Origin of the sequence: Halomonas sp. AOP43-D1-4, assembly GCF_052446175.1 — a bacterium.
In the GTDB taxonomy this organism is placed as follows: Bacteria; Pseudomonadota; Gammaproteobacteria; order Pseudomonadales; family Halomonadaceae; genus Vreelandella; species Vreelandella citrativorans.
Genome location: NZ_JBQSVY010000004.1, coordinates 256,518 through 280,515 on the forward strand (window position 1 = coordinate 256,518; position 23,998 = coordinate 280,515).

Here is a 23,998-nt window from a genome sequence, read left to right on the forward strand (position 1 = left end):
ATTGTTTGAACGGATATTAATGCGATATGGTGCAGGGCTTCTTTTTATTGAAAGCGACTGTTAACCATAGTAATAGTGCCAATATTAAGGCGTGAACCATCATAATAGCGATTGTTACCCCCGCCCAGCCCCCGGCGCTATAAAGCGTCGCGGAACATATTGCCCCTAGCGTTCCTCCTCCGTAGTAAAAGAAAAGGTATACACCGCTGGCAAAGTTGACCGGTACTTTACGCACTTGGCTTAGCATTGCCGTCGTTAAAGCTTGCAATAGATAGGTAGCAATTGAGAAGAGAAGTACACTAAAAATGACCAGGTAATAATTCTTCGTCATTAGAAGCATAGAACCCCAAAGCAATGCCAGTAAAATGATGAAGAGCAGCGGTTCGTTTTTAGATGTATACATCGTTGGTACGGTGATAACTGCAATTATTGCAGGTAAACAGGCTAGATAGATAAGCCCTATTTCTCCAGCCGTTTTACTGTAGGGGGGGTAAGATAGTGCGATGCCTAAAGCAGTAAAGACCGAGCTTTGTGTAAATAAAATCCCGAAGCCTATGCTGTAGATCATTATAAGCGTTTTATCAGACAGTGCGTGCCTAAGTTGTGTTAAATAAAATATTTTTTCGTCATCATTGTTAGTCGTTGCGGTAATGGTGTTAACGTGTTTTTCATGCGCCATGATGAGCAAGGCTAAAAGTAGTAGCCCTGCACAGGATATAAAGCCCCACTGCCAGCCCATAGTGTCGATAGCGAAGGCAGGATAAAATCGGCTCAATGTGCTGCCCATGATTGTTCCAGTAACATAGCAGCCAATCCACTTAGTGCGCTTTTCCTTACATTGCGCCTGACCTATTATCGTCATTCCAGACGTCAGAATGCAGGGCAATATGATACCTTGGAAAAAGCGTATGAGAAAAAGAGTTTCCAGCGTTGTACTTATAGCTATACATGTATTAAGGGTTATTAATGTATAGAGTCCAAAGATGATTGTTTTTCTGGGAGGCAACTTATAGGTTAGTTTGCTGGCAAAGGGGGCGCATAGCATCATGCCAAAGAGACTAGCCATGCTTAGCCATCCCGCTTGGGATATTTCTACAGCATATCGAGCTGCCAGCCAAGGATAAATAGCTTGAGTTTGGTATAAGTTAAAGAATGCGCTAAATGATGCTAATGTTATAAAAATGCGCATAATTTAAAGCTCTGTTTAGGAGTTCTATTAAGCTATATAAGTTTTTGTTTAGATGGAATGTCTTTTTTTATCTCACGGTGAGTGGTTTTATGTTTGAGCTTAAACAGTTACGTTATTTTGTGGCAGTAGCAGAGGAGCTTAACTTTAGACGGGCGGCCGAGCGTTTACACATAACTCAGTCGCCACTTAGTCAAACAATAAAAAATTTAGAAGAGGTGCTAGATGTAAAGCTATTTTTAAGAAATACGCATGGGGTACAGCTAACGCGTGCAGGTGAGGTTTTCTTGATAGAGGCGATTAATCTTTTATCATCGGCAAGGCAAAGCCTGAGCCTTGTTCGACAAGCTGATGCCGGTGAAGCCGGTTCTCTCCACATAGGTTACTCTGCGAGCGCTATTTTTTCGCCAGTGTTTACCACAGCGCTGGCCACAGTGCTTGAAAAAAGGCCTCATCTTACACTTCAGCTTCATTACGGAAATGCGCTTGACCACCTTTCCTCGCTGCGTTCGGGCCATCTGGATGCGGCTGTTTTAAGAGCAGATATACCTGAAACTGCTACCAAGGGCTTGAGAAAACATCTCTTGGGAGAAGAGCCACTTTATGTCCTCATCCATCCAGACCACCATCTTGCCCAAACCCATCGACTCTTTCTTAAAGACTTGAGTAACGAGCGATTACTTTTACAACCTGCCACCCAGCAAACCTTTCTTCGACGTCAGATCGAATGCTTGTCAGAGAGTGCCGGGCTATCATTGGCGAATGCTTTAGAGGTGCCTGATATTTCAAGCATGCTTTGCTTCGCCATGGCCAGGATTGGCATAGCCGTGCTGCCTAAGAGTGTGGCTGAAATTTCGCCCAGTTTAGTCGCAGTCCCCTTGGCAGATATTGCATCCAATTGCCCGCTTATCCTTGTTACCGCTTCTGAAAGCCCTGTTGTAGTAGCACTGGAAACGTTGATTGATAAGAAGTGCCCGGATTTTTCGCTGCCAGGTAAGCAATGACATACCTATAATTTGATGACCTGACAGGTAATGCCTAATTCAGAGAACTATATACGCTGCTCAGCCACTTCATTAAGCACCTTTCAACAGCCTATCCAGCTGTCGATAGCCAATGGCCTCGATCAGGTGCGGTTGGGTCGGCTTGGGTTTGCCTTCCAGATCAGCCAGCGTCAGCGCTACGCGCAGCACGCGGTGGTAGGCGCGGGCGGAGAGCTTGAGCTTTTCCAGAACGCTGGCAAGCCAGGCGCGCTCCTCATCGTCAAGTGCGCAGGCGGCTTCCAGGGCTTTACCGCTTAACTGGCTGTTGAGTGCGCCGCGCGCCATTTGGCGCTCTCTTGCGGCCATCACGCGCTCGCGCACTGCTTCTGATGATTCGCCCTGGGTCTGGGCGGTGAGTTGTTCGGGCGGTAGCGCGGGAACTTCGACCTGTAGATCAATACGATCCAACAGCGGGCCGGAAAGCCGCGCTTGGTAGCGCTGAATCTGGCTGGCGGTGCATTGGCAACGCTGGCGAGGGTCGCCCAAATGCCCGCAAGGGCAAGGATTCATAGCGGCTACCAGTTGAAACTGAGATGGGTATCGGCGTTCGTGGCTGGCCCGGGCCAGATGTATTTCGCCTGTTTCCAGCGGCTGGCGCAGAACTTCTAGCACGTTGCGGGAGAACTCCGGCAGCTCGTCCAAAAACAGCACACCGTGATGGGCAAGCGAGATTTCTCCTGGTTTGGGTTTTGAGCCGCTGTGAATTCCACTAAAAACAGCTACTAATGCTATACTGGAACAATATCTTACGTTATTTTCGACAAGTAAATACGCTACTAATTGACACCAATATAAGCGACTGGGTGTTAAAATCACAAATATATAGGCGACTGAATATGAATCGGCCTGTTAGAGTTATTGGAACTAACCGAAGGAGCCTTACTGGGCAGGTTTCTTTCTTACGAGGAAGCACTTGCAATTTTGAGTCATCATTAGAGCGCGATTTCCTGATGATCCTCGATTTTGATCCGTTGGTCGCTACGGTTTGTGAGCAGCCGCTAACCCTTAAGTATCAAGATGATGATCGAAAAAGGCGTCAGTACACGCCCGATATGCTCGTGACTTACTCGGATGAAGCGGCGCCGATTCTGTATGAGGTTAAGTATCGCGAAGATTTGAGAGAAAATTGGCACATTATGAAGCCTAAATTTCAGGCAGCTATACGCTATTGCAAGCAGCAAGGTTGGGGCTTTCGCATTGTGACTGAGCGAGAGATTAGAGGCACTGGCCTATTGAACAATGCACGATTTCTAAGGGCCTATAGGGACTTGGCAGAGGACTCGGCTACCGCTACTCACTTGGCTAGAACCCTTGCCGTGCTCGGTGAAACAACACCTGAAATTCTACTTACAGCTGCTTATGCGAATGAGGAAAAGCGTATGTGTGCGCTTAGTTGTTTATGGCAAATGATCGCTATAGGCCGTGTTCATGCTGACCTCATACGCCCATTAAACATGTCCAGCCCCATATGGATTACTAACGGAGAAGGTTTCTTATGGCTACAGAGCCCGCTTTTCTATCGGTAACTACTGGGTCTGTGATAACAGCCAATGGTCGTACCTATAGAGTTTCGCACTTGTTGGATACAGCAACCCTCCTTGCTAAAGATACCGACACTGGAGAGGTGCACCGTCTGTCTGCGCATCAGCTTCGTCCCGTAACGGATATAGAGCTTGGAGAAGGTGGTGTTGCTGAAGGAAAGGATTTATCCGAGATCGAAGACGAAGACTGGCAAGTTGCTCAGCAGCGGTTTGCAGCAATCCGTCCTCTACTTGACGATCCATTTCGTACTCGTGCAAAGGCAGAGCAGTTAGCAGAAGAAGCCGGTGTTCACGTTGCCACTTTATACCAATGGGTTAAGGACTATCACGAGGCTGGCCATATTTCAGCATTGATACCAGCCCCGCGAGGCCGCAAGCCAGGTACGAAAAAGCTCGATAAGAAAGTCGAGGCAATAATCGAAGGGGCGATCAATGACTTATATCTAAGTCGTCAACGATATAAGCCCAGTGACGTAATTATCACTGTCAAAGCTCATTGCAAACAGGCCGGTTTACTTCCTCCTCACTCCAATACAATCCGTAACCGCATAAAACAGATTTCGACACGTGAAACGATGAGACGCCGCGGGCTACGAGATAAGGCGCGTGACACCTTTGCTCCTATCAGGGGAGAGTTTCCAAATGCGGATTTCCCTCTTGCTGTTGTTCAAATAGATCATACGCCTGCTGACGTCATCTTAGTTGATGAAGAGCATCGTCTGGCGCTTGGCCGACCGTGGATAACTCTGGCTATTGATGTCTTTTCACGAATGGTGGTGGGGATTGCGGTTAGCATGGAAAAGCCCAGTGCTATCTCAGTGGGTTTGTGTGTCTCCAATGCCATGTTGCCTAAGCATGAATATCTTGCAAACCTGGGGGTGGGGCAAGAGTGGCCAGTCTGGGGGAAAATGCGTGTTCTGCATGCTGATAACGCGAAAGAATTCCGGGGGAAAATGCTGCGCCGGGCTTGTGAACAATACGGTATCGACCTGCAATTACGTCCGGTAAAGCTTCCCCACTACGGCGGACATATAGAGCGTTATATGGGTACTGCTGCAAATGAGATACACACCTTACCTGGCACAACATTTTCCAACGTTGAGCAACGGAAAGGATATGACTCAGAAAAAGAATCAGCGCTCACCCTTCGTGAGTTTGAGCAGCATTTAGTTGAATTTATTGTTGGGGTGTATCACCGTCGCAAGCATTCTGAATTGAACATGCCACCAATGCGCAAGTGGCAACTCGGTATATTAGGAGACTCAACACAGCCGGGCTTGGGGATGCCGCCTATACCAACTGACCCCACGCGTTTGAAGTTAGACTTCCTTCCTCTTTATTCACGCACTGTGCAGCGCTACGGCGTCCAGCTGGATGAAATTAATTACTACCATGAAGTGTTGAACCCTTGGATTGGTTCAAAAGACCCCGAAAATCAAACGAAGGCTCGTTCATTTACTATCCGTCGTGATCCACGCGATATCAGTAAAGTCTATTTCTACGACCCTGAAAGTGAGATCTATTACATGGTTCCTTATCGGAATCCTACTCGACCAGCGATTAGTGTGTGGGAGTTACGGGAAGCAACTCGCCGCATTCGAGAGGAAGGACTGCGGCATGTTGATGAGGATGTGATTTTTGAGACCATTCTCAAGATGCGTCATCGTGTTGAACAGGCCGTCACGAAAACGAAGCAAGCAAGACGTCAGATGGCTCGTATCAATACGACGAAGAAACTCGCCAAGAAAACGGAATCTGTTGAAACACAAGCGCCTGCTAAGAGTGTTTTTCCTGCTCCACCTCAAACAGAGGTGCAAAGTGAGATTGATATATTCGCACTGCCTATAGAACCATTCGATGACGATGCCTAGGGAATGAATATGGCCCATTTTGATCACCTCAAGCCAGAGATTGCTGAGACACTCACCTGGACGACGGAAGACCGCATTTATTTCGCTCAGCAAAACCATTGGATTTCCTATCCTAGGGCCAAAGAAATCATGACCCGGCTTGAGGATCAATTAGCACATCCCCGTGTACAGCGGATGCCCAACACGTTGCTGGTCGGAGAAAGCGGGAATGGAAAAAGTACATTAATCGACCGTTTCAGAGAAAAGCATCCTGTGAAGATTCTTCCCTCTGGAGAGCCATTAGCACCTGTCATTGTTATGGAAATGCCCTCCGAACCAAATGAGGGGCGTTTTTGGACTGAGTTACTTCTGTCATTAAAGATAGCCCACAGAGATACGGATCCCGTGCAGCGTAAGGAGAACCAAGCTATTTCGGTATTAACTTACGTACAAGCCAGGATGCTCATTATTGATGAAATCCACAATGTGCTACATGGAAGTGCAAGACAACAGAGGCATTTTCTAGGAATGCTTAAAAGATTGAGCAATAAGCTACAGCTTCCGCTTGTAGCCGTCGGTACGCGTGACTCCATTCTCGCGCTGCACACCGATACTCAACTCTCAAGTCGCTTTGAGCCGCTGGCACTACCTCGATGGCAGTTAGATGTTAGCTTCTTGCGCCTCTTGGCCAGCTTTGAACGCTTACTGCCATTAGCTGAGCCCTCTCAGCTGTCTAGTCAGGATATCGCGATAAAGCTACATAGTATGAGTGGGGGCACCATCGGCGGCGTAGCGACCGTGCTTAAAAGAGCGACCGTTAAAGCGATCCGAGATGGTAAAGAGCATATAGACGCTAAGCTTCTTGATAACATCGGCTGGGTTAAACTCTCTGATTATGGCAAGGAGGCGCTTAAACTGTGATCAGAGGAAGCTGGGCGATCATGCTATCACCAGCTAAGAATGAGCTGTTTACTTCGTGGTTGATGCGTAGCGCCTTTGCTCACGGCCTGACCCCCTATCGGTTTGCTAATTACTGGGCTCCATCTATTCCTATCTGGAGCCGTGACATTGATCGTAGTGCCAGTGATGAGCTGCTCTATACCGTGTCGCGCCACTCAGGTTTTGATGTTGCGTCAGTCGAAAGGATGACATTACGTTCAATTGAGCAGAGTTTGGTAAAAATTCATCGTCAGGGAAATGTCCCCTTTCTTCTGTCAGCGGGGATATCTAACAAGGTACGTACCCAGCACGGCCTCCAATATTGTTCCGAATGCTTCAAGGATTATGGGGCCATCTATTATCGTGACTGGCGTTTAGGGTTTATGGTTGTTTGTCCTTACCATGGCGCCATGATGAGCGATGCTTGCCCACGTTGTGATGCGCCATTGATGCCACATCTAAGTACCGTGCAAAGAATGGATCGCTGTACGGTATGTGGGGTGTCGCTTCTTTCTCGCAAGTTACCAACCTTGTGCTGTTCTCCATTAGTGTTAGCTCTTCAATCCCAGCTACTGAAATTAGCGAATGGAACTCCGACTAACTTGCTCCCACAAGCGTCCACCAGTCCGGAAGCTCTGAGTGTCATTCGGGTAATGGCAGGCGTGCTCGCTAATTCGCTACAGCATGATCGACTGAGGCATCATTACGACTTGAAACCCTTCCATCGTCCTTCAAATCAGCGTTGCTTGTATGAGCATCAGCGTGTTGCCTATAGGACTGCAATTTTGGAAACCTTGGCATATTGGCTTCTTGATTGGCCATCGTCATTCCAAGAAGGTTCAAGTGTGCTTGGTCTAACTCAGAGGACATTCATAAAATCTATAATGCCTGCTTTTTTTGCTGAGCAGTTGTCATATCTGCCTGTGGGGGTACGAAGAACGCGCAGCACGAATCAGCAGCCAAAAGGCCCTTGTCTAAATCGGTGCCGACGAACTGAGCTTGTACAGTTCCGCCAGGAAAGAGCTCGACATATATTAAGTTTTTTAGGATACCCATTTTTGTGAGTCATAAGCCCCACTTGCAGTGTGATGACTGTGGTCGATCCATGCTTAAGGCGCAAAGGCGCTACAAAGGGAGCGCTTACTGCTCGACATGTTATGCCCGTGAGTTTAAGAAGAAGACTTGCACTAAATGCGGCGAGTCAGTGCGAGCCCATAAGTATGAAGAGAACCCGGTCTGCGGTGAGTGCCTCAGGCTGCACCGTGTCTGCGCGCGCTGCGATAAGCCGCTGCCGAGAGCCGGTTATCTTATTGGTCACGCTGCGTTTTGCAAAAGCTGCGCTCCGCATGGGCGAGAGGAACATACCTGTTCCCGTTGTGGATGTCTTTCTAGCAGATATTCACGCATCACTAATGGTGAACTTTCAGAGATTATCTGCCAGGCATGCGAAAGGAAGGCCTGCGCATTTGTAACCTGCTCGGTTTGTCGGAAATATCGTCAGCTCCATCAATATGATGTTGAAGGACGAGCTGTTTGTAGAGATTGCAGCGGGCCATATCCAAAAACTCACTCATGTCCTGACTGTGGAGCAGATACTCCCGGTGGTGGCAACGCCCCTTGCCAAGACTGTTCTTTAAAACGCCGTTTAGACCGACGAATAATGCTGAACCTTGAGTTATTTGAAGCTTCTTGGTGTAGAGCGCTATTTCTTGAGTTTTGCTCTTGGGAAAGGCTTCCTAGGCAAGCGGGAAATATGACGACGCGAATAGATAGTTATGCGCGTTTTTTGGTCATACTCGAACGGAATACTTTGTCCGTCAGAGATATTGATCAGCAACACTTATTCAATTTATTTGGAGCTGAAAAGCTTCGCCGTTCTTTTCATGTGGTGAATTTCTTAGTAGAAAAACTAGGCATAGAGTGGGATAACGAAGAGAAAGAGCAAGCGATTGAAAATAAGAGGATTAATGATATTTTGCAATGTTATGAGAAGCAGCCTTGGCATCGTGAGGTCGTCGACTATGCAAAAGAATTGAGTGAGAGAGTTACTTACAAAGAGACACCAATCAAACCTTTGACTGTTAGGAACTATCTGCGAGCAGCTATAGAGCTATTGATGTCAGCCAAGGTATCTTCCATTCAGGAACTTCCCGAAGAAGCTATCGTATCTCATGCTAAGAAAAAGCCAGGGCATTGTGCTTCCTTAGCTGTTTTCAGAACCTTTGCCAAAGATAAATACGCCGTTAATCTCGTGTTACCTGAGAAAAAAAATAAAGGGATAAGCAATAAGCAACACGTTAAAAAAATTAAGGCAGTAATGGAAAAGCTTGTTTCAACACCGAACGAGCGCGAAGCTAAAGCTTTAATGCCTGCAGCAATTTCAATGCTTTATCAGTTGCCATTAAAAAAGGTACTTATGCTTCGCTGTGCACACGTTGTGCAATCCAGCCGAAAGGTGTTCATTACTGTGGATGATGAGCGCTACGAGCTCCTCGGGCCGCTGCCTCATTTAATGAAGGTAGATCAGTTGGGAATCGACCCTGAGGCTTTTATCTTTGCTGGCAGAAGCCGTATGCAGCCTATGAGCACGGGAACTGTGCGGTACCATGTAAAAAAGCTTGAAGCGCAAATAGGAATGTAAGGTGTAGAGCTTGGCCAATGTGAGCCCTATGATAATTCGCATGATAACCATTTGTTATCGCTGACAGGCTGCCACACCTTTGCCATTTTTTTATTCGCATCAAATTGGCTATTCGCTCTAGTGGTCAATACTGATGCCTGTGATTGTTAAATCCGACCTCGCGCTCCACCACCTGAGGAACCGGGACCTTCTACATATTCGAGGTTCAGATCAACTTCAATCCGAACAGGAGGAATACCATAAACCTCATCTTCCAATCTCGACTTTGCATAGTTATTAAGTGCAAATCGCTCGCACAGGTGTCCACCTTCTCGCCATTCTGATTTTGAAAGTCCAAGTACAGTGACTAATCCCAAGCCAGCATGGTAGATTTTGTAAGGCATTGAATTTTGGCTTTCCCTTGTGCCATGAATTATCGGCTCTTGCCAAAAAAGCTCCAAAAAATTTCGCTGCGGTTCAGTAAGATTAGAAATCGTTTGATTCACCATCCCCTTAAAACGATTTTTTTCGAACTCAATAAAAAGTGGACGTACTACAGGGCTCAGCTGGAAAAAAAACTCAGCAGCGGGTGCTTGATGTATTTTTGTGATCCAACCCGATTTGCTCAGCCAGCTAACTTCCTTTTCCCGGATATCCATGCGCTGCTCTGATTCAACCAATTCCCGAAGAACTCTGAGTTCTTTGGGATTGAGGTGTGGCAGGGTCATTCTCACCTTTTTTTTAAAGTTGGCCAGATCTCTCTCTTTTCTTAAACTAGCCTTTCGATCATTCTGCAAACTTAAGATCTTGAGACATCCAATTTCAAGCAACCTGACTACAAGGTATGAAACGGAGAACGCTCCAACTGTCAGGAAAAGAATTATGTAATCATCGGGAAAGCCAATATTAGAGAATAGTTTTGAGGCTGGCCTCCAGAGCAATAGAACAAGCAAAACCGTACCTAGTGCTCTAGCTGCTGATGTTACAGATGAGATCGAATCAAAGAATCTAATAGCCCATTCAGGCACAAAACCCCCTAAATTTAACGGTTTATGAGTGCGCATGCGTGCCTTTCTGGCAACAAGCACCTAACTATCTATCTGTAATGCTTCGTTAACTTAGGTGTCCAACATATCCCATTCGTCACCTAGAACCCAACGCAGCGCTGATAACTTCCCGTTGATTATTCCCCACTCAAAGTCACTCCATGGGCCTGTATCTTCATATTTCTCTTCAATGCGTTCAGCTGATTTAATAGCACCTTGGAGGATATGATCATGAATTACATCTGAGCCATAGCGCTCAGTTCCTTCAGGAACGATTTCAATTTCACCGTTTTCGATGAGCCATATACGGTTTTGATGACGGTTGTACCAGACCTTATCGACAAGCTCATCCATGGAGTCTAATATTTCTCTCAACCCTCTGGTTTCTTCTGAAAAATCATGTTCAAACTCGACTTCGGCAAGCAAATCAGGATCAATGTGGTCAATAGCTGGAGTTAGATTATTGAAATATAAAGAATTAGAAAATGAAAATATCTCGTCAAAATCCGAGTGCGGTTTTCGATGATCTTTCGAGGAAAAGTCGTTATGGTTATGGGTAACAAAAATACAAGTATCACAGCTACGATTTAGGCTACTCATAAACTCAAAAAACTGCTCAATGATAACAGCATCTGCGACAGAGTTTTTGTTTATATGAAAAGGCGCTCTTTTTTCTAGTCCACGTTGAATGGCAGCGATTTTTGAACGCTCACTAACTGGAGTTACCACTGCCGATTCAATTAGTCTTTCAACTCTATGGATAGTTGCGTAATTTGCCTCGGTTAAAAGGGGCAGTCTTGCATTGATATCATTCAGAACGTCTATGGTCGCTCCTTGCTTTTCACCAGCAAACTCATTTACCACAGCCTTGACCTGCTTAAATTCTTGAGACAGTCGTTGCGCAGTTTTCTTCGCCACACTCTCCTTATTTCGCTCATACTCATCAATAACCAGGTCAGCCAAGACTAATTTTACGCTGTTCGAACTCACCAGCTCCTCTAGTGCAGACACAAGAGGGAGATCACTTCTTTTCGTAGAAACATCTAGCAAAACACATGTATCGAGAAAGATGTAATTCATATGATCCTTATTCTCCCTTGTCATTGGTTCTGGCTCAAGTTAACGCCCGCATAAAGCGCGCGGGGTACGAGCGTCGGCTTCGATGCATTTTTTAGCCAATTTGATTCTCGGAATTCCAAAACCCATTCCATCCCCGGCTGGGACAAACCAAAGGAGTTAGCACCATGTTCTATGTCATGAGCGTAACCGAGACGGTCGTAACCCACGCCCGCACCCCGAAGACCTACCAATCCGCCGAGGTGGTGTCCGGCCACAAGGCTGATCATGCCGCTACCGACGCAGCGCACCGCTTGAATCGTCAGGCCGAGACGCTGGAGGCGTTCGTGGTGGTCGAGAACGAGAACAAGCTAGATAAGGGCGAGCGTTACCCGCAAGTTCTGGCGGCTGCCCTGGAGCAACGCCAGGAGTCGGAAGCTGTGGCGCTGCTGGTAGCGATCTGGGAGCCGGGACTGTACAACCCCGAGCGCGCAGCTCATGCCGAGGCTCAGGGCGACCGGGTAGAGCGTCACGCTGGGCGCCTAGCGGCGCTGGGCTTGTCCTTCGATGAGCTGGTGGAGCGCTATGGTGCCCAGGCCCGATCCGAGATCGAGCGTGTCGAGGCCGAGCGCCAAGAGCGCGCCGAAGCGGCGGCTCGCCGGGAGGCAGCGGCCAGCGAAATCACCGAGGCCGCCCAGGAACACACCTACTCGTTCCCGGCCGTGCGCGGCATCCAGGCGGGCAAGGAATACTACATAGCCCAAATTCCCTATGGGGTTCTGGTCAAGCTGTTCGTCTTCGATGAAGAGGACGTGCCGCCCGAGCTGCGCGCCCAGCGCAGCCTCAACGAGAAGCGTGCCCGCGACATTGGCCAGTACCTTTTTTGGCGTTTTCCTGGTGATGATTTTAGGTATCTATTTTGGTGCCTTTACGCCGACGGAAGGCGCTAGCGTTGGGGCATTCGCTACGCTGCTCTACGCCTTAGCGAAAGGCATGCGCGGCGCGCAGCTATGGCATAGCGTACAAGAGACATTGGCGCTCTCCGCGGTAGTGTTCTTTATGCTGGTAGGGGCCGAAACGCTGGGTTACTTCATTTCGGTGTCGCGCATTTCGTTCTCCATCACTGACCTACTCTACGGTATGGATCTAACGCCCATCGTCGTCGTGCTGTGCATCCTGGCGCTCTACTTCGTGCTGGGCATGTTCATGGACTCCATCGCGATGCTGGTGATCACCGTGCCGGTGGTTTACCCGATTATTCAGGCGATGGGCATCGACCCGGTGTGGTTCGGTATTTTGACCGTACTGACCGTTGAGCTGGGACTAATGACCCCGCCGGTGGGGATGAACGTGTTTGTGATTAAAGCGATGGCGCCACATGTCGGGCTAGGGGAGATATTTAAAGGGGTGGCGCCTTTTGTGGTTTCTGACTTAATACGACTAGCGCTATTAATCGCCTTCCCCATTTTGAGCACGCTGTTTCTGCTCTAGTTGGTGAGTACGCTTGCCTGTACCCAAGCCAGCGCTATGTCTCTGTGGTGTGCGGTAATACCTTCATCATGAAGGTTTCCGGGCAGTACCCGGCTGTGCACCATCTAATTGCCCACCCCGACATGCGGCGGATCAATTTCACCAGCTCCACCGGCGTTGCGCTTGATTTTTGAGGCTATCGAGATTTAAACCCCGAAGGTCGAACTGGGAGTTCAACTTTCGGGGTGCTGTGTAGACCTGTATTAATGGGCTCTGTGAAACTTAGAAATCGTATCGAACCCCTAAAGCCCACCAATCCTTATCAATCGCATTGATCTCCCTATCTGTACTGCTAGCATATTCTAAATATACAAACATTGGATCACTAAGCCGGTAGCTGCCACCCGCAACGTATTGGACGTCACTCAAATTCATGTCACTATTTTCCATATAGCTGACGTTCCCGTATATTTTGCCTTCTGAGTAACTAAAAACGGGTGCTATACCATAATGACGAATATCTCCCTGCTCTTCAAATAACGCACCGACACTTAGCTGTGGAGATATTTTGTAGGTTACGCTTGCCCCGAGTAGAGCATCATCATCACCTTCTGCTTCATCATAGCCAGCGGCAAAACGTACCGGGCCTGTTTCATAGGCTACATATCCCATTAGGTTAAGTGTTTCTTCTTCACCTGCATCTTCATCTTCTGGATCGAGCTTTCCAGCGACACCCAGGCTGAAGCCATCGAAACTTTGGGATTCAAAAGAGATAGAGTTTCCACGGGCGCGGGCACCACCTTTTGCCAAGGCTCGCCAATCCACAGTATTTCTTACATTGATAACCTTGGATATGTTCTGATAATAGATGGAGTCAAAGTTACCAACCTTTACGGCTCCGACGTCTTCAAATCGTAGCCCTACATATGTGTTCCTTATATCATCAATGACGTTAGGCCGTGCCTCGTCACGATCATTAGCGGTGAATCTAAACTCGGCTCTTATAAAACCCTCTAGCTTAGGATTTATCCTATGTCCAGCTTTAAAGCCAAGGCGTGAACCTTCTTCACTAATATAGTCGTTACCGTCATCGTTGTTTAACGTCAAGTGTATACGGCCATATAGGTCAAAGTAAGTTTCTCCGTCTTCATACACATTGAATGCCTGTGTGGTTCCTGAAAACCCTAAACCTGCTACTAGTGCCAATGTAGAAATGCCATGGCATTTTTTGTTGTTCAACAACATGTTTACTCCCTGATTTATCTTTTTGAGTTTTTTTTTACACTGCCGTGAGATTTTTTTTCTTTTTGGCCCTCCTCTTTTTTATTAAATGTTGTATGGCGTAGGCATTAATAAGCCGCTCACTCAGCCAAAGCGGGAGACTTTTTCATTGAATTTCCTTTGCGAGAAATTCTACTTTAAAGCACTACGGTTTGGTGGGGGGATTACCAGTGTGACTGAGGTATCGGCATGAACGAAGTTTAGGCAACCTACACTCAACGCAGATCCCAATAAAATTTTTTTCATTATGAGTACTTTTCCAGGTTAAATTAAATGTAGACGGTTTAACCGTCTAAAGAGATTGACTGATCCACCCAACTGGCACTCGTATGACTGGTGTAAATAACCAGTTTCTGAGCGGCTTTAGCCTGTAATAAAAGCGTGCTCACCTGATGACTACGCTCTGGATCCAATCCTGTACAGGGCTCATCTAAAAGTAAGATTGGAGGAGAAGAAAAATAAGCGTGAAGCAACATAAAACGCTGTAGTTCACCACCAGAGACATCACAGGCATAGCGAGAGAGTAAGCTAGGAGAGAGGTCCAGCAGTCTTAGTCCGTCGAGTACTGTCTTTGTGGGGACTAGAGCAAACCAATCCACAAGTTTTTCGCGAGGTAGTACGGTAGGATGTTGCCCTACGTACGACATTAATCGTGAGCGTAGAAATGCAAAGTGGGCGGGTGTCATTGTGCTTGGTGTGAACTGCTGATCGTGGGTTCGTATGCACAAGTGTGCCGTTCCTAAGCTTCGACTTCCCCAAATTCGTGAGAGCAAAGTCGATTTTCCTGAGCCTGACGCTCCCCAGATCTGTACGATCTGCCCTGTTTGTGCCGTTATGCGAAGTGGCCCATGATGTATGCCATTGCCTTCATACTGCAAAATCACAGTTGGTTTATTCATTAAATCATTGCCTTAACAAGAGCTTGGGCGATGAGATGCTCAGGCTCAGTAAGCAAACGATCCATAATGGATTCGCTGACGATGCGGCCTTGATCCATCACGATGGCCCGATCAGCAATGAGTCGAGCTAGACGTAAGTCATGAGTCACAAACACCATGGCAGTCTGTGTTTGGTTTCTCAAATTAGAGAGCACATCTAAAAAATCTGCTTGAGCGACTGAGTCGAGACCAGCAGTGGGTTCATCTAAAAATAAAATGCTCGGCTGATGGATCATGGCCGCAGCGATTTGTACGCGTTGGCGCATCCCTCCCGAAAAGTTCTTCACTGGCTCATGTAATCGTTCTGGACATAAACCAAGTCGCTGGCCCCATTTTTGTGCTTGTTTGAGTGCATCAACCGCACGGTTGTCACCTAAATCAAAAAGACGACGTACGATATTAGTGGCGGCACTTTGTCTCAGGTTTAGGGTTGTGCTGGCATCCTGAGCCACATAGCCACACGCCCGCCGACGTAAAAGGTTAGTTTGATAAAGACTGGTACGTAGTAAATCCTGGCCTAAAAGGGAAAGAGCCTGACAGTTGTTAGATAGCTGTCGTCCAGCAAGTATATTCAGAAGACTTGATTTTCCAGCACCTGAGGGGCCGACTAAAGCGAGAACCTCGGAAGGATAAAGCTTGAGGTGACAATCCGACAAAATACGGTGCCCAGCTATTTCAAGTGAGATAGCCTGTGCTGTCAGCACGGGATCTGGCAAGCTAAACATGAGCGCGCTCCTTGCATGCTTCGGAGTCGGAACATACCCAATGGGGGGTGTTTGACGTACCAATATTATCCAAATAATGAATAGATGAGCCGCAGATACAACATGCTGTATCGACTTTTTTCAGGCTAGCAGGCAGGTCAACAAAAGCTAAGTTTGCTAAGGGTGTATAGGCAGGCAATGCATAAATTCGTCGCTCGCGTGCGGCGCCAAAAATCTGAATAGCAGGCATCATCGCCATGCGGGGGTTATCCATAGCAGGAATAGGCGACGGTGACATTAAGACCCCATCATTAACAATCACAGGGTGGTCGTATCCTAAGCACGCCTCATCTTGTTGCAACCATGTTTCAAATAGAGCGCTTAACACGACACCGTAATCATGATGTGCGTGCCGTGTCAGTGCTTCGGCCGCATCATTAATAAATCCACGTAGAGGGTCAGGTCGAGGAACTTGGTACACCACAATTTGCTCTTCCCGCAACGGGCTTTCAGGGACTCGCTGACGCGTTTGAATGAGAGTAGCCTTTGAGCTTGTTGTCGTAATTGATATGTTTGCCGTTTTAGTAAAAAAATCCGCGATATTCAGGGCATTAACGGTATCATCCGAACCATGATCGACTACCTTTAACGTGTCATTCGGTTCTAATAAGGCAGCGGTAATAGCCATGCCTCCTACCCCCCAACCATAGGCAATGGGTAGCTCAGGAGCTGAGAAAGGTATTTGACGTCCAGGTAGACAGAGTGCTTTTAGGGTTTTACGACGTATTTCTTGTTTGGACGGTAGATCAAGGTAGGCATAATTCATATTTCCTCCTTAGCCTGAACTCGGCGTAAACGCGCTAAATCAGCATCAAAGTCAGAGTAATGAGGTAATTTCAAATGGCTGACATAGCCGGATGCAGCGACTCCGTCGGTATGCATGAGTGCATCACTGGTAGCACCCTCAATTTTAAAGTGCTGATCTACGATTGCCATGGCGACGGCTTTACGCTCGTTAGCTCCAAAAGCAATACCAAAACCCGCTTCTAAATGTGGAGATGAGCTAAAATTTGGAGCCACAGTAGTGCAGGCAGTTAACTCAACCTCACCAATGGATACGGTTAAATTGAGGTCTTCCAGCTCTACGAATATTTCAACGCTCCCTCTCATTAATTGCGCTACATAGGGATGACTCGTTGAGGCTTTACGCAAACTCTCGTAAGCTAATCCAGTTAAGTAGCCTTCTTCGCCACGAGCGAGATGAGCGAGACGCTCGCAAGGATCAGGTAAAGAAGGCAAAACAGTTCGCGTAATGTCTATCGGAGCTTTAGATATTTCGGTGCGGATAAGATCTGCGTACAGTGGCTCAGAGCTAGAGGGCGATGAGGGAGCTGTTATCACTGATTTAGGTAACTCGCACTGAGGGCGAGAGTGTTCTAAATCCATATTCAGTAAGCGGTGGGTGTAGTCGTAAGTGGCGCCTAAAATTTGCCCTCCAGCCAACTCTTTTTGCGTGGCGGAAATGTGGCGACTGTAATGCATTGTTTTTAGATCTATGTTTTGGCTTGAGCCAAAATTGGCTAATTGCGCGCGATGAGCACGTACGAGAAATACCGCTTCGGCAATGTCTCCCTGAGCTTGCTTAAAGGCAATAGCAGCAAAACGTCGATCGTATAAGCCCCCCTCACTCATGATCCGATTAAGAGCTAACGACATTTGTGCCATGATTTGATTAATTTCAATCTCGGGGATTGTGTCGTCGCCTCGGCGACTCCGTTCTACGGCTATACGGGAAGCAGCAATTGCTTGTTCACCACCCTTTACTGGTACGTACATTAAATGATCTCCAAAGTTAAGTGACGTGGTAATACAACCAGCTGCGTGTCAGCGCATAGTAGTAGGTCCACTCCACGCGGGTAATCGGCACGAAAAGCAATATGATCAATGACTACATTTTGATGTAACCCTGAAAAATATAAAGTGTGTGGTTTGTTGAGTCCTGCACCGGTGGCTCGTATAGCAAGCCCCCCGTTTGTAGGTGATATGGCGGCTATTTCCATGACAAGGGTTGCCCCACTTTCAGGCGCCTCACGGCTTCCTGCTGGAATATGTTGTAAGTGATGCCGTTGAGAACCTGCAAAAACCCATTCGGGAGTTTGGCTCAAGGTTGCGCCTGTATTCAAAATACGGCTTGTTAATTCCTTATTTTCCACCTCAATAGCTACCGTCGTTTGGCTGTCTAGAAGGCAGTCAACGATGCAATGAATAGCACGCTCTTCTAGTTGCTGTATGCGCATTGGGTAACCAAAGGCATGCAGTAGTCGCCGATAAGTACGCGTCTGCCGATGTAACTCATCGTCATGTCTGTGCTCAGATCGTAAAGGTATTTTCATGATTCTAAGTTTTTTGTGTGGTGTAGAAACGTACAGAAGTAGCAGCCGTCAGCTGCTCCCTCTCAGCCTTTTTTAGCTCTAACTGTTGGCGTATAGGGTGCAGCACCAGCTCACGTTGGTGGGAGGGGGCCGTTTGTAGAAAGGCGTCTAGATAGGCCGCTAACTCCGCTTTGCGTAGATCGGAGCCCAAATGTACTGCGTAACCTTGAATTTTCCCAATAGCGATTACGCAGCGAGTACAAGAAGCCTCACCAAACTGAAATGACACTGAGGCCTTACAAGCTTGTGTATTGAGCTGCACCAACCCCGTTTCAGGGCCAGCGAGTTTTTGTATAGGCACACCCGGATTGTAAGTAGCCCAGATATTTTCCAGATAATCTCGGTTAGCTCGGGCAAGTAGCCCGAGCCAAGTTTGACGTTCTTGACTCATGGCTATGACTTATTACGATAATACGGTAGCGTTGTAAATATCTTCTGCGGGCTGGACTAACAAGCGTTCTCCCATTTCGAGCTTCATTTCAGCCAAAATGATCTCTTCTTCTGGTGAGCGGTCTTTCTTGCGTGCTAACTGAATGAACTCGGGGCGTACGTGTCCGGGACGGATGGTGATTTCAACAGCGGTGCCACGGTACTCGAAACGGAAGTAATAACGACCACCGGGGGACTCTTCTTCTTCGAGCCCTACTGAGTTATCAACAATGTAGCGACCCTCAGTAAGACCGCGGGTAACAAACTCAATCGCATCTCTACCCCCTGGGCCTCCAAAGGCTGTGACACAGCGAATTTCACGTCGTTCAGGCAAACGACCATTATCTAGCAAGGGCCAGGCTCGCTGCATAACTTTTAGCCCGTGGGCTACACCACCCGGATAACCGGCACCGTGGTATTTTAATAACTCATCAAAGTGGACTGTAAATTCATGTCCATTTTCCAGATAGGAGATTGTATCGTTACTCATTGTATTTACCTTTGTTTAGAGGATAAGAAATGGGCATATCTTGATCCGGTTCACGTATTCCAAAAACCGGGCAGATTGTGCTTTGAAAATGTTCTCCCGTTTGCACCATTAGACGGCGTAGTCTGACGTTGTATAAACGGGATAACTCAGACTCGGTTAACAGCTCATCAGCTGGACCAAATTTAATCTGATCGTTGGTGTGCATCAGCAGTACTTTGTCTGCGAGATGCAGAGCGTGTTGCGGATGGTGAGTGGTAAAAACGACCGAATGGCTACGTACTCGGCGTAACTCGAATAAGACGTTAAGCAATAAGTCCTGATTAGCTAAATCTAAAGCTGAAGCCGGCTCATCAAGTATGAGTACCTCAGCACCAGTAGCTAAAGCACGAGCAAGCAACACTAATTGGCGCTCGCCGCCGGATAGAGAGCCATATAAACGATAAGCAAAATGCCCTCCGCCTACTTTTTCCAATGCTTCAAGAGCTAGCTTACGATCCCGCTGTGAAGGAAGGCTGAACATGGGAAGCAAGGCGGCTCGTGCCATGAGTACCACATCGAGGCAACAATGGTTTTCACTACCGTATTGGTATTGAGGTACATAGCCGATGAGGTGGGGTACCTGCCGTTGTCCTTGATCTAAACGTTGTGAGCCTAATAGAGCTTTTAGCAACGTAGTCTTACCGCGTCCGTTTGGGCCCAAAATGGCCAACGTTTCGCCCTTTTGTACGTTAAAACTTAAATCCTGAAAAATCACACGTTCACTAAAACGTACGCACGCTCCAGTTAAACTGAGATGAGAGGTAAAGACGGTTTGCATGATTAAGCCCTTTCACGTCGACGAGTGCATAGTAAGTACACAAAGACGGGGGCGCCAACTAGAGCTGTGAGTACGCCTAAAGGAATCTCTGCAGCAGTTAAACTACGAGCCAACGTATCAGTCAAAATCATGAAAGTGGCACCCAGCATAAGACTCGTGAAATAGAGCCGGCGGTGATCTTCGCCTACTAACATACGAGCAAAGTGTGGGATTACGAGTCCTACCCACCCCACTACGCCCGATGCGGTTACGCAGGCGCCGATAATGATAGAAATCAACGCGAAGACGATCATCCGGGAGCGTGCAACATGGATGCCAAACGACTTAGCTTCGTCGTCACCCATAGCGAGTACAGCAATGCGATAGCGCATTCTATTCAGTAGGTAAATGCTGGCAATGAGTATAGGAGCAGTTTGTGCAAATTTTTCCCAACTCGCCGTTGCAAAGCTTCCCATCAGCCAAAAGACGATGGCAGGTAAACTCGTTTCTGGATCCGCGGCATATTGAACTAACGAAATACCTGCTGCAAATAAAGCATCAATAACAATTCCAGCAAGCACAATAGTCATCAAAGTACGACCCGCCATATTTGAAATCAGCACTACTAAAAACAGAGCAGCAAATGCTGATACAAACGTAGCCCCCATCAGTAGCGGCCCCCCTACTCCAGCCAAAATTGCCAGTGATCCTCCTAATGCTGAACCTGAGGATAAACCTAGCACTTTAGGTGAAACGAGAGGGTTACGAAATAAGGTTTGTAAGGCTACCCCGCAGATGGCAAGCCCAGCCCCACATACTCCTGCCAATAATATGCGCGGCAAGCGTACATTCAAGATCACCAACGCATCCATATGCTGTGAGTTATCACCTCGTAAGGCTGCATATAGGATGGCTACAATCTCATCTAGCGCTACGCTGTATCGACCTACTGATAGCCCGATTAGCACAGTCGCTATAAGCAGTAGGGACAAAAGAGGCCAATGACTAGCACGCCAAGTGCTCAGGGTAACTGGCTCAACCATTTCTGAGGACGAGTGAATCGATCGCGTATATGTGTTCATTGTTTACGAAACACTTGATAACCGTGACTGTCGCCGTTCATAGCAATACGCAGAATTCGATCTATCTGCTCATCCGATAGGTCAAAGTTATAAAGTAATTTGAAGCCTTCTTTTAATTCGTGACGTAGGTCAAAAGAGAAAATATCGGGATGAGTAAGATTGGCCAGCCACATCCATGTGTAGGGGCTTTCATGGGAAGCACTATCCCAGATATATCCACCTTGAGGTGTCTTATAAACGCGTTTTTGTACGGCGGCATTTAAGCGAGAAAGTAATGGGTCGTCGTATATCGCTTCTAATCCAGCATCCGTCTCTGCTGCGGAAAGTAAGATAATATCTGGGTTCCATTCAAGAATCTGTTCCACGCTAACAGTGCTTTGTACGCCAGCTCCTTGAGCTACATTTTTAGCGCCAACCAGCTCGATGAAGGTTTGTTGATAACTTTTCTCACCAGTAGCAGTCAACTTGGATTTGGCAGAGCGCAAATGCAAAATGCTTGGTGTTGCATGAAAGCCTACTTGTTTTAAACCAGTAGTAATTTCACTTTGTACACGGTCACGCCAATCAATAAGCTTTGACAGTTTTTCAGTATTACCCGTGATATCAGCCACCATTTTCATATTGGCTCGGGCCAGCTCTTCTGTACCCGCATTGCCACCGCCTACCATTAGAGCAACGGGCAAACCTGCATTGCGAAGTGGAGCTACGATATCATCGCCGCGCTCACCCCACTGGATGACTAAATCCGGTTTAAGTTCTGCGATGGCCTCTACGTTGGGCATCCAACCACCGTTTTCCGACAAAATGTCACTGGAGATATCAACAGCTTCAGGAAACATAACGCTCATCATACCGCTCTCAAAGGCTCGTTTAGAGCCCTCATTCATACCCACTAACAGCTCGGTAGAACCATCTATTGCGATGAAGGTAGCTGCAGCTGGATTGGGCAGAGTAATGATACGTCTAGGAGGGGCTTCTAACTTAATTTCCTGTCCGGTTACATCAGTAAAGTTAAATTCTTGCGCTGACAAGTTACCTGATAACAAAGTTGTCGCTACTAGCACGGCAAAGCAACGGGGTATTGAGGTCATAACCTCTCCAATTAAGAATGAGATTGACTATCATTTTGATTAAAAATATTATAGCCAGTGTTTCATCAATTGGAATCGAAATGTTTATGACGGTGCGTGAAGTAATTTCGAACAAGCTAGCAGCAGTGTCTGTGCGTGACTTGCTTTTAGTTGAGGCCGTCGCAATGAAACGTAGTTTTCGTTATGCGGCCATAGACATGGGTATTTCGACCTCGGGCTTGTCTTATCAAGTAAAAAAAGTAGAGGAAATTCTCGGACAGCCCATTTTTGAAAGGGGGAGTATAATAACACCCACTGCCTTTGGAAAGGAAGTTTTAGACTTAATCGCCGTAATTTTAGAAGGCGTGACTCGGCTTGAGGGGTTACGTGATGATGGCTTAGCTCTTCCCTTTGGGCAAACCTTACGTATTGGAGTGATTTCCTCACTGGCACCGGATAACTTGTTACGGATTATCCAGATTTGTGCTCACCGTTCAGGTAAAACTAAAGTCGAGTTGGTTAGTGGCAAGCATCAAGGTCTGTTACGGCGTTTACAGAACCGTGAAATTGATTTGCTAATTAGTGCAGCACAGTCGGTTCCTGAGGGGATGGCATATACAAGCTTATTCAAGGAACACTTTGTCTTACTAGTGCGAGCCGATAAACTTCAGCCTGAACTCCATCCTCTTATGCTCTGTGAGCCTGGATTACTACCACTTAGCGAGGATGATTTTGTTCCATCGCTAATTACTGAAGGCTTAAGTAAATTATTAAGCTCCGGCTTGACTCGTACATATGGCCTTGGTGTTGAGCATCGAATGGCTTTAGTTGCCGCAGGTTATGGTCATGCATTATTGCCGTATGGCTGGGTAAGAGATGTACATTTACCGGATCATTTAGCAGTGATGGAGCTTCCTCCCGCTTTATCGGCAGAGCGTGAATTAGGTTGCTTTTGGCGTCACTCATACATGATGGGGAGTCAAATTTCTCAGGCTTTTAGTGAAGCATGGATTACCTCTGCTATCAGGTAGTCGCGCCCATTATTCCTATGCTTTTGAGGCGAAATGGCTGATGCTGACATGAGTAGCCTCGCAAATAATGGTTATTAAACCCACGTGAGCATATTCAGACTAACATCAACGCCGGTAAAGGCATGGCCCTATGGGGGTATAGCGGGCGACCCATTGCACATGACATAGCCCCTTTCCACGGATAGCTCTTCATAATAACTTAAGTCACCTTTAGGGGGAGCTCTGATTATCTTTTTTGCTCGTTTGAAGCGTGTCGATTGTTATTGCCACTACCCCATATTGGTCTACTCACTATCCATGTGTGACTCCTCGCACCTCATCTAGAGCGGCATCAATAACGAGATCAGGGTCTGTAGCTATCAGATCCTGGGGCCTTAGCCCGCCAAGATAGCTGTTTATCGACTGAAACCAAAAGGCCATTCCCCATCCGTCTTTATCCTCTTTGAAGATGTCGATGATTTTCGACATGACGCGATACGGTCGGTAGCCAGCATCCTTCTCAAGCCCAAACGCTGGGTAGTAATCGGTGCCGTGGTCATTGATAGTAAAAATATCACCTTGTTGTTTCCACTGAGCAGGATGAACACTATCACCACGTGAGCGGACGCCTGGCAACTGCAATATCTCATCGACAGTTAACCAATCGCCGCTTTCCATCACGGCTCGACGCGCTCTTGCTTCCATCTCAGCTTCGCGCAAACTAGTTGGCGTGGTCATAATCTTAGGCACCCTTATTTTGGGTATGTACTCTGGTCCATTATCCTGGGGGCTATACTAATAAGTTAGCCGTCGCGGAAGTGATCGTCGTGGTACTTGAGGCTAGCCATGCATAAGCGGCCGATGATGGATAACGTCTAACCACCTTACGGTGTTCAACCTACCAGTGAGATAGCTTTGTTGGCTCCTCACTTTGAATTTGTTCTTCCTTCCTATGGCTACAACCTAGCGGATAGATAAAAGCGCTGGAAAACTATCAATCTCAAGATCAGAAACG

23 protein-coding genes and 2 pseudogenes are annotated in these 23,998 nt (G+C 47.2%); 9 read left to right on the forward strand and 16 right to left on the reverse strand.

What is annotated here, in order from left to right:
* Nucleotides 1-16: 16 nt before the first annotated feature.
* Complete coding sequence (locus ACT3RQ_RS06310) at nucleotides 17-1,189, reverse strand: MFS transporter (RefSeq protein ID WP_444639530.1); 1,173 nt, start codon at nucleotides 1,187-1,189, stop codon at nucleotides 17-19.
* An 89-nt stretch (nucleotides 1,190-1,278) separates the two neighbouring features.
* Between ACT3RQ_RS06310 and ACT3RQ_RS06315 the strand changes: the two genes are divergently transcribed.
* Complete coding sequence (locus tag ACT3RQ_RS06315; RefSeq protein WP_444680156.1) at nucleotides 1,279-2,190, forward strand: LysR family transcriptional regulator; 912 nt, start codon at nucleotides 1,279-1,281, stop codon at nucleotides 2,188-2,190.
* Between the two features lie 72 nt (nucleotides 2,191-2,262).
* Here the strand turns inward: ACT3RQ_RS06315 and ACT3RQ_RS06320 are convergent.
* Nucleotides 2,263-2,934, reverse strand: a pseudogene (locus tag ACT3RQ_RS06320) (ATP-binding protein); the annotation flags it as partial.
* A gap of 131 nt (nucleotides 2,935-3,065) precedes the next feature.
* On the opposite strand from ACT3RQ_RS06320, the gene ACT3RQ_RS06325 reads away from it, so the two are divergent.
* From ACT3RQ_RS06325 to ACT3RQ_RS06345, 5 genes are all read left to right on the forward strand, one after another.
* Nucleotides 3,066-3,755 carry a TnsA endonuclease N-terminal domain-containing protein gene (locus ACT3RQ_RS06325; protein ID WP_217990263.1) on the forward strand — a complete coding sequence of 230 codons (690 nt, stop codon included), beginning with the start codon at nucleotides 3,066-3,068 and terminating at the stop codon, nucleotides 3,753-3,755.
* Nucleotides 3,756-3,805: 50 nt separating this feature from the next.
* Complete coding sequence (locus ACT3RQ_RS06330) at nucleotides 3,806-5,641, forward strand: Mu transposase C-terminal domain-containing protein (RefSeq protein WP_192526910.1); 1,836 nt, start codon at nucleotides 3,806-3,808, stop codon at nucleotides 5,639-5,641.
* A gap of 9 nt (nucleotides 5,642-5,650) precedes the next feature.
* Nucleotides 5,651-6,541, forward strand: a complete 891-nt coding sequence (locus ACT3RQ_RS06335; protein WP_176483352.1) for a TniB family NTP-binding protein — start codon at nucleotides 5,651-5,653, stop codon at nucleotides 6,539-6,541.
* A gap of 20 nt (nucleotides 6,542-6,561) precedes the next feature.
* Nucleotides 6,562-7,623 (forward strand): TniQ family protein, encoded by a 1,062-nt coding sequence (locus tag ACT3RQ_RS06340; RefSeq protein ID WP_192524527.1) that lies wholly within the window; start codon nucleotides 6,562-6,564, stop codon nucleotides 7,621-7,623.
* Between the two features lie 689 nt (nucleotides 7,624-8,312).
* Nucleotides 8,313-9,200, forward strand: a complete 888-nt coding sequence (locus ACT3RQ_RS06345; protein ID WP_096277095.1) for a hypothetical protein — start codon at nucleotides 8,313-8,315, stop codon at nucleotides 9,198-9,200.
* Between the two features lie 146 nt (nucleotides 9,201-9,346).
* On the opposite strand, the gene ACT3RQ_RS06350 is transcribed toward ACT3RQ_RS06345, so the two are convergent.
* Nucleotides 9,347-10,243 carry a hypothetical protein gene (locus ACT3RQ_RS06350; protein ID WP_192524526.1) on the reverse strand — a complete coding sequence of 299 codons (897 nt, stop codon included), beginning with the start codon at nucleotides 10,241-10,243 and terminating at the stop codon, nucleotides 9,347-9,349.
* A 54-nt stretch (nucleotides 10,244-10,297) separates the two neighbouring features.
* Nucleotides 10,298-11,305: a PIN domain-containing protein gene (locus ACT3RQ_RS06355; protein WP_193092730.1), complete on the reverse strand. Its 1,008-nt coding sequence runs from the start codon at nucleotides 11,303-11,305 to the stop codon at nucleotides 10,298-10,300.
* A 176-nt stretch (nucleotides 11,306-11,481) separates the two neighbouring features.
* Here ACT3RQ_RS06355 and ACT3RQ_RS06360 point away from each other — a divergent pair, with 176 nt between their 5' ends.
* Together ACT3RQ_RS06360 and ACT3RQ_RS06365 are read left to right on the forward strand one after the other, a co-directional pair.
* On the forward strand, nucleotides 11,482-12,231 hold the full coding sequence (locus tag ACT3RQ_RS06360) for a DNA sulfur modification protein DndB (protein ID WP_193057264.1): 750 nt from the start codon (nucleotides 11,482-11,484) through the stop codon (nucleotides 12,229-12,231).
* Nucleotides 12,161-12,772: pseudogene (locus tag ACT3RQ_RS06365) on the forward strand (TRAP transporter large permease subunit); the annotation flags it as partial. The gene ACT3RQ_RS06360 and the pseudogene ACT3RQ_RS06365, both read left to right, overlap by 71 nt.
* 261 nt (nucleotides 12,773-13,033) lie before the next feature.
* On the opposite strand, the gene ACT3RQ_RS06370 reads toward ACT3RQ_RS06365, so the two are convergent.
* The 11 genes from ACT3RQ_RS06370 to ACT3RQ_RS06420 form a co-directional block, all read right to left on the reverse strand.
* A complete protein-coding gene (locus ACT3RQ_RS06370) occupies nucleotides 13,034-13,996 on the reverse strand; it encodes a porin (RefSeq protein WP_086961201.1) in 963 nt (320 codons plus the stop codon).
* A gap of 320 nt (nucleotides 13,997-14,316) precedes the next feature.
* Nucleotides 14,317-14,931 carry an ATP-binding cassette domain-containing protein gene (locus tag ACT3RQ_RS06375; RefSeq protein WP_016239123.1) on the reverse strand — a complete coding sequence of 205 codons (615 nt, stop codon included), beginning with the start codon at nucleotides 14,929-14,931 and terminating at the stop codon, nucleotides 14,317-14,319.
* Nucleotides 14,931-15,695, reverse strand: coding sequence for an ATP-binding cassette domain-containing protein (locus ACT3RQ_RS06380; RefSeq protein ID WP_016239122.1), 765 nt, complete (start codon nucleotides 15,693-15,695; stop codon nucleotides 14,931-14,933). The genes ACT3RQ_RS06375 and ACT3RQ_RS06380 overlap by 1 nt, the downstream gene beginning before the upstream one ends.
* Nucleotides 15,688-16,500 (reverse strand): alpha-D-ribose 1-methylphosphonate 5-phosphate C-P-lyase PhnJ, encoded by an 813-nt coding sequence (locus tag ACT3RQ_RS06385; RefSeq protein ID WP_048766754.1) that lies wholly within the window; start codon nucleotides 16,498-16,500, stop codon nucleotides 15,688-15,690. Before ACT3RQ_RS06385 ends, ACT3RQ_RS06380 begins: the two co-directional genes overlap by 8 nt.
* Complete coding sequence (locus ACT3RQ_RS06390) at nucleotides 16,497-17,510, reverse strand: carbon-phosphorus lyase complex subunit PhnI (RefSeq protein ID WP_444680157.1); 1,014 nt, start codon at nucleotides 17,508-17,510, stop codon at nucleotides 16,497-16,499. The genes ACT3RQ_RS06385 and ACT3RQ_RS06390 overlap by 4 nt, the downstream gene beginning before the upstream one ends.
* Nucleotides 17,510-18,067: a phosphonate C-P lyase system protein PhnH gene (gene phnH, locus ACT3RQ_RS06395; RefSeq protein ID WP_048766753.1), complete on the reverse strand. Its 558-nt coding sequence runs from the start codon at nucleotides 18,065-18,067 to the stop codon at nucleotides 17,510-17,512. The genes ACT3RQ_RS06390 and phnH overlap by 1 nt, the downstream gene beginning before the upstream one ends.
* Before the next feature lie 4 nt (nucleotides 18,068-18,071).
* Entirely contained in the window at nucleotides 18,072-18,497 is a 426-nt protein-coding gene (phnG, locus tag ACT3RQ_RS06400) for a phosphonate C-P lyase system protein PhnG (RefSeq protein WP_081194694.1), read from the reverse strand.
* 12 nt (nucleotides 18,498-18,509) lie between these two features.
* Nucleotides 18,510-19,025 (reverse strand): hypothetical protein, encoded by a 516-nt coding sequence (locus tag ACT3RQ_RS06405; protein WP_019282989.1) that lies wholly within the window; start codon nucleotides 19,023-19,025, stop codon nucleotides 18,510-18,512.
* Nucleotides 19,018-19,842, reverse strand: coding sequence for an ABC transporter ATP-binding protein (locus ACT3RQ_RS06410; protein ID WP_016239116.1), 825 nt, complete (start codon nucleotides 19,840-19,842; stop codon nucleotides 19,018-19,020). The genes ACT3RQ_RS06405 and ACT3RQ_RS06410 overlap by 8 nt, the downstream gene beginning before the upstream one ends.
* 2 nt (nucleotides 19,843-19,844) lie before the next feature.
* Complete coding sequence (locus ACT3RQ_RS06415) at nucleotides 19,845-20,903, reverse strand: FecCD family ABC transporter permease (protein ID WP_096277100.1); 1,059 nt, start codon at nucleotides 20,901-20,903, stop codon at nucleotides 19,845-19,847.
* Entirely contained in the window at nucleotides 20,900-21,994 is a 1,095-nt protein-coding gene (locus ACT3RQ_RS06420) for an ABC transporter substrate-binding protein (RefSeq protein WP_096277102.1), read from the reverse strand. The genes ACT3RQ_RS06415 and ACT3RQ_RS06420 overlap by 4 nt, the downstream gene beginning before the upstream one ends.
* Nucleotides 21,995-22,017: 23 nt before the next feature.
* On the opposite strand from ACT3RQ_RS06420, the gene ACT3RQ_RS06425 reads away from it, so the two are divergent.
* Nucleotides 22,018-23,004, forward strand: coding sequence for a LysR family transcriptional regulator (locus tag ACT3RQ_RS06425; protein ID WP_444680158.1), 987 nt, complete (start codon nucleotides 22,018-22,020; stop codon nucleotides 23,002-23,004).
* A gap of 291 nt (nucleotides 23,005-23,295) precedes the next feature.
* Here ACT3RQ_RS06425 and ACT3RQ_RS06430 read toward each other — a convergent pair whose 3' ends face one another.
* Nucleotides 23,296-23,721 (reverse strand): hypothetical protein, encoded by a 426-nt coding sequence (locus ACT3RQ_RS06430; protein WP_225734539.1) that lies wholly within the window; start codon nucleotides 23,719-23,721, stop codon nucleotides 23,296-23,298.
* Between the last annotated feature and the right edge of the window lie 277 nt (nucleotides 23,722-23,998).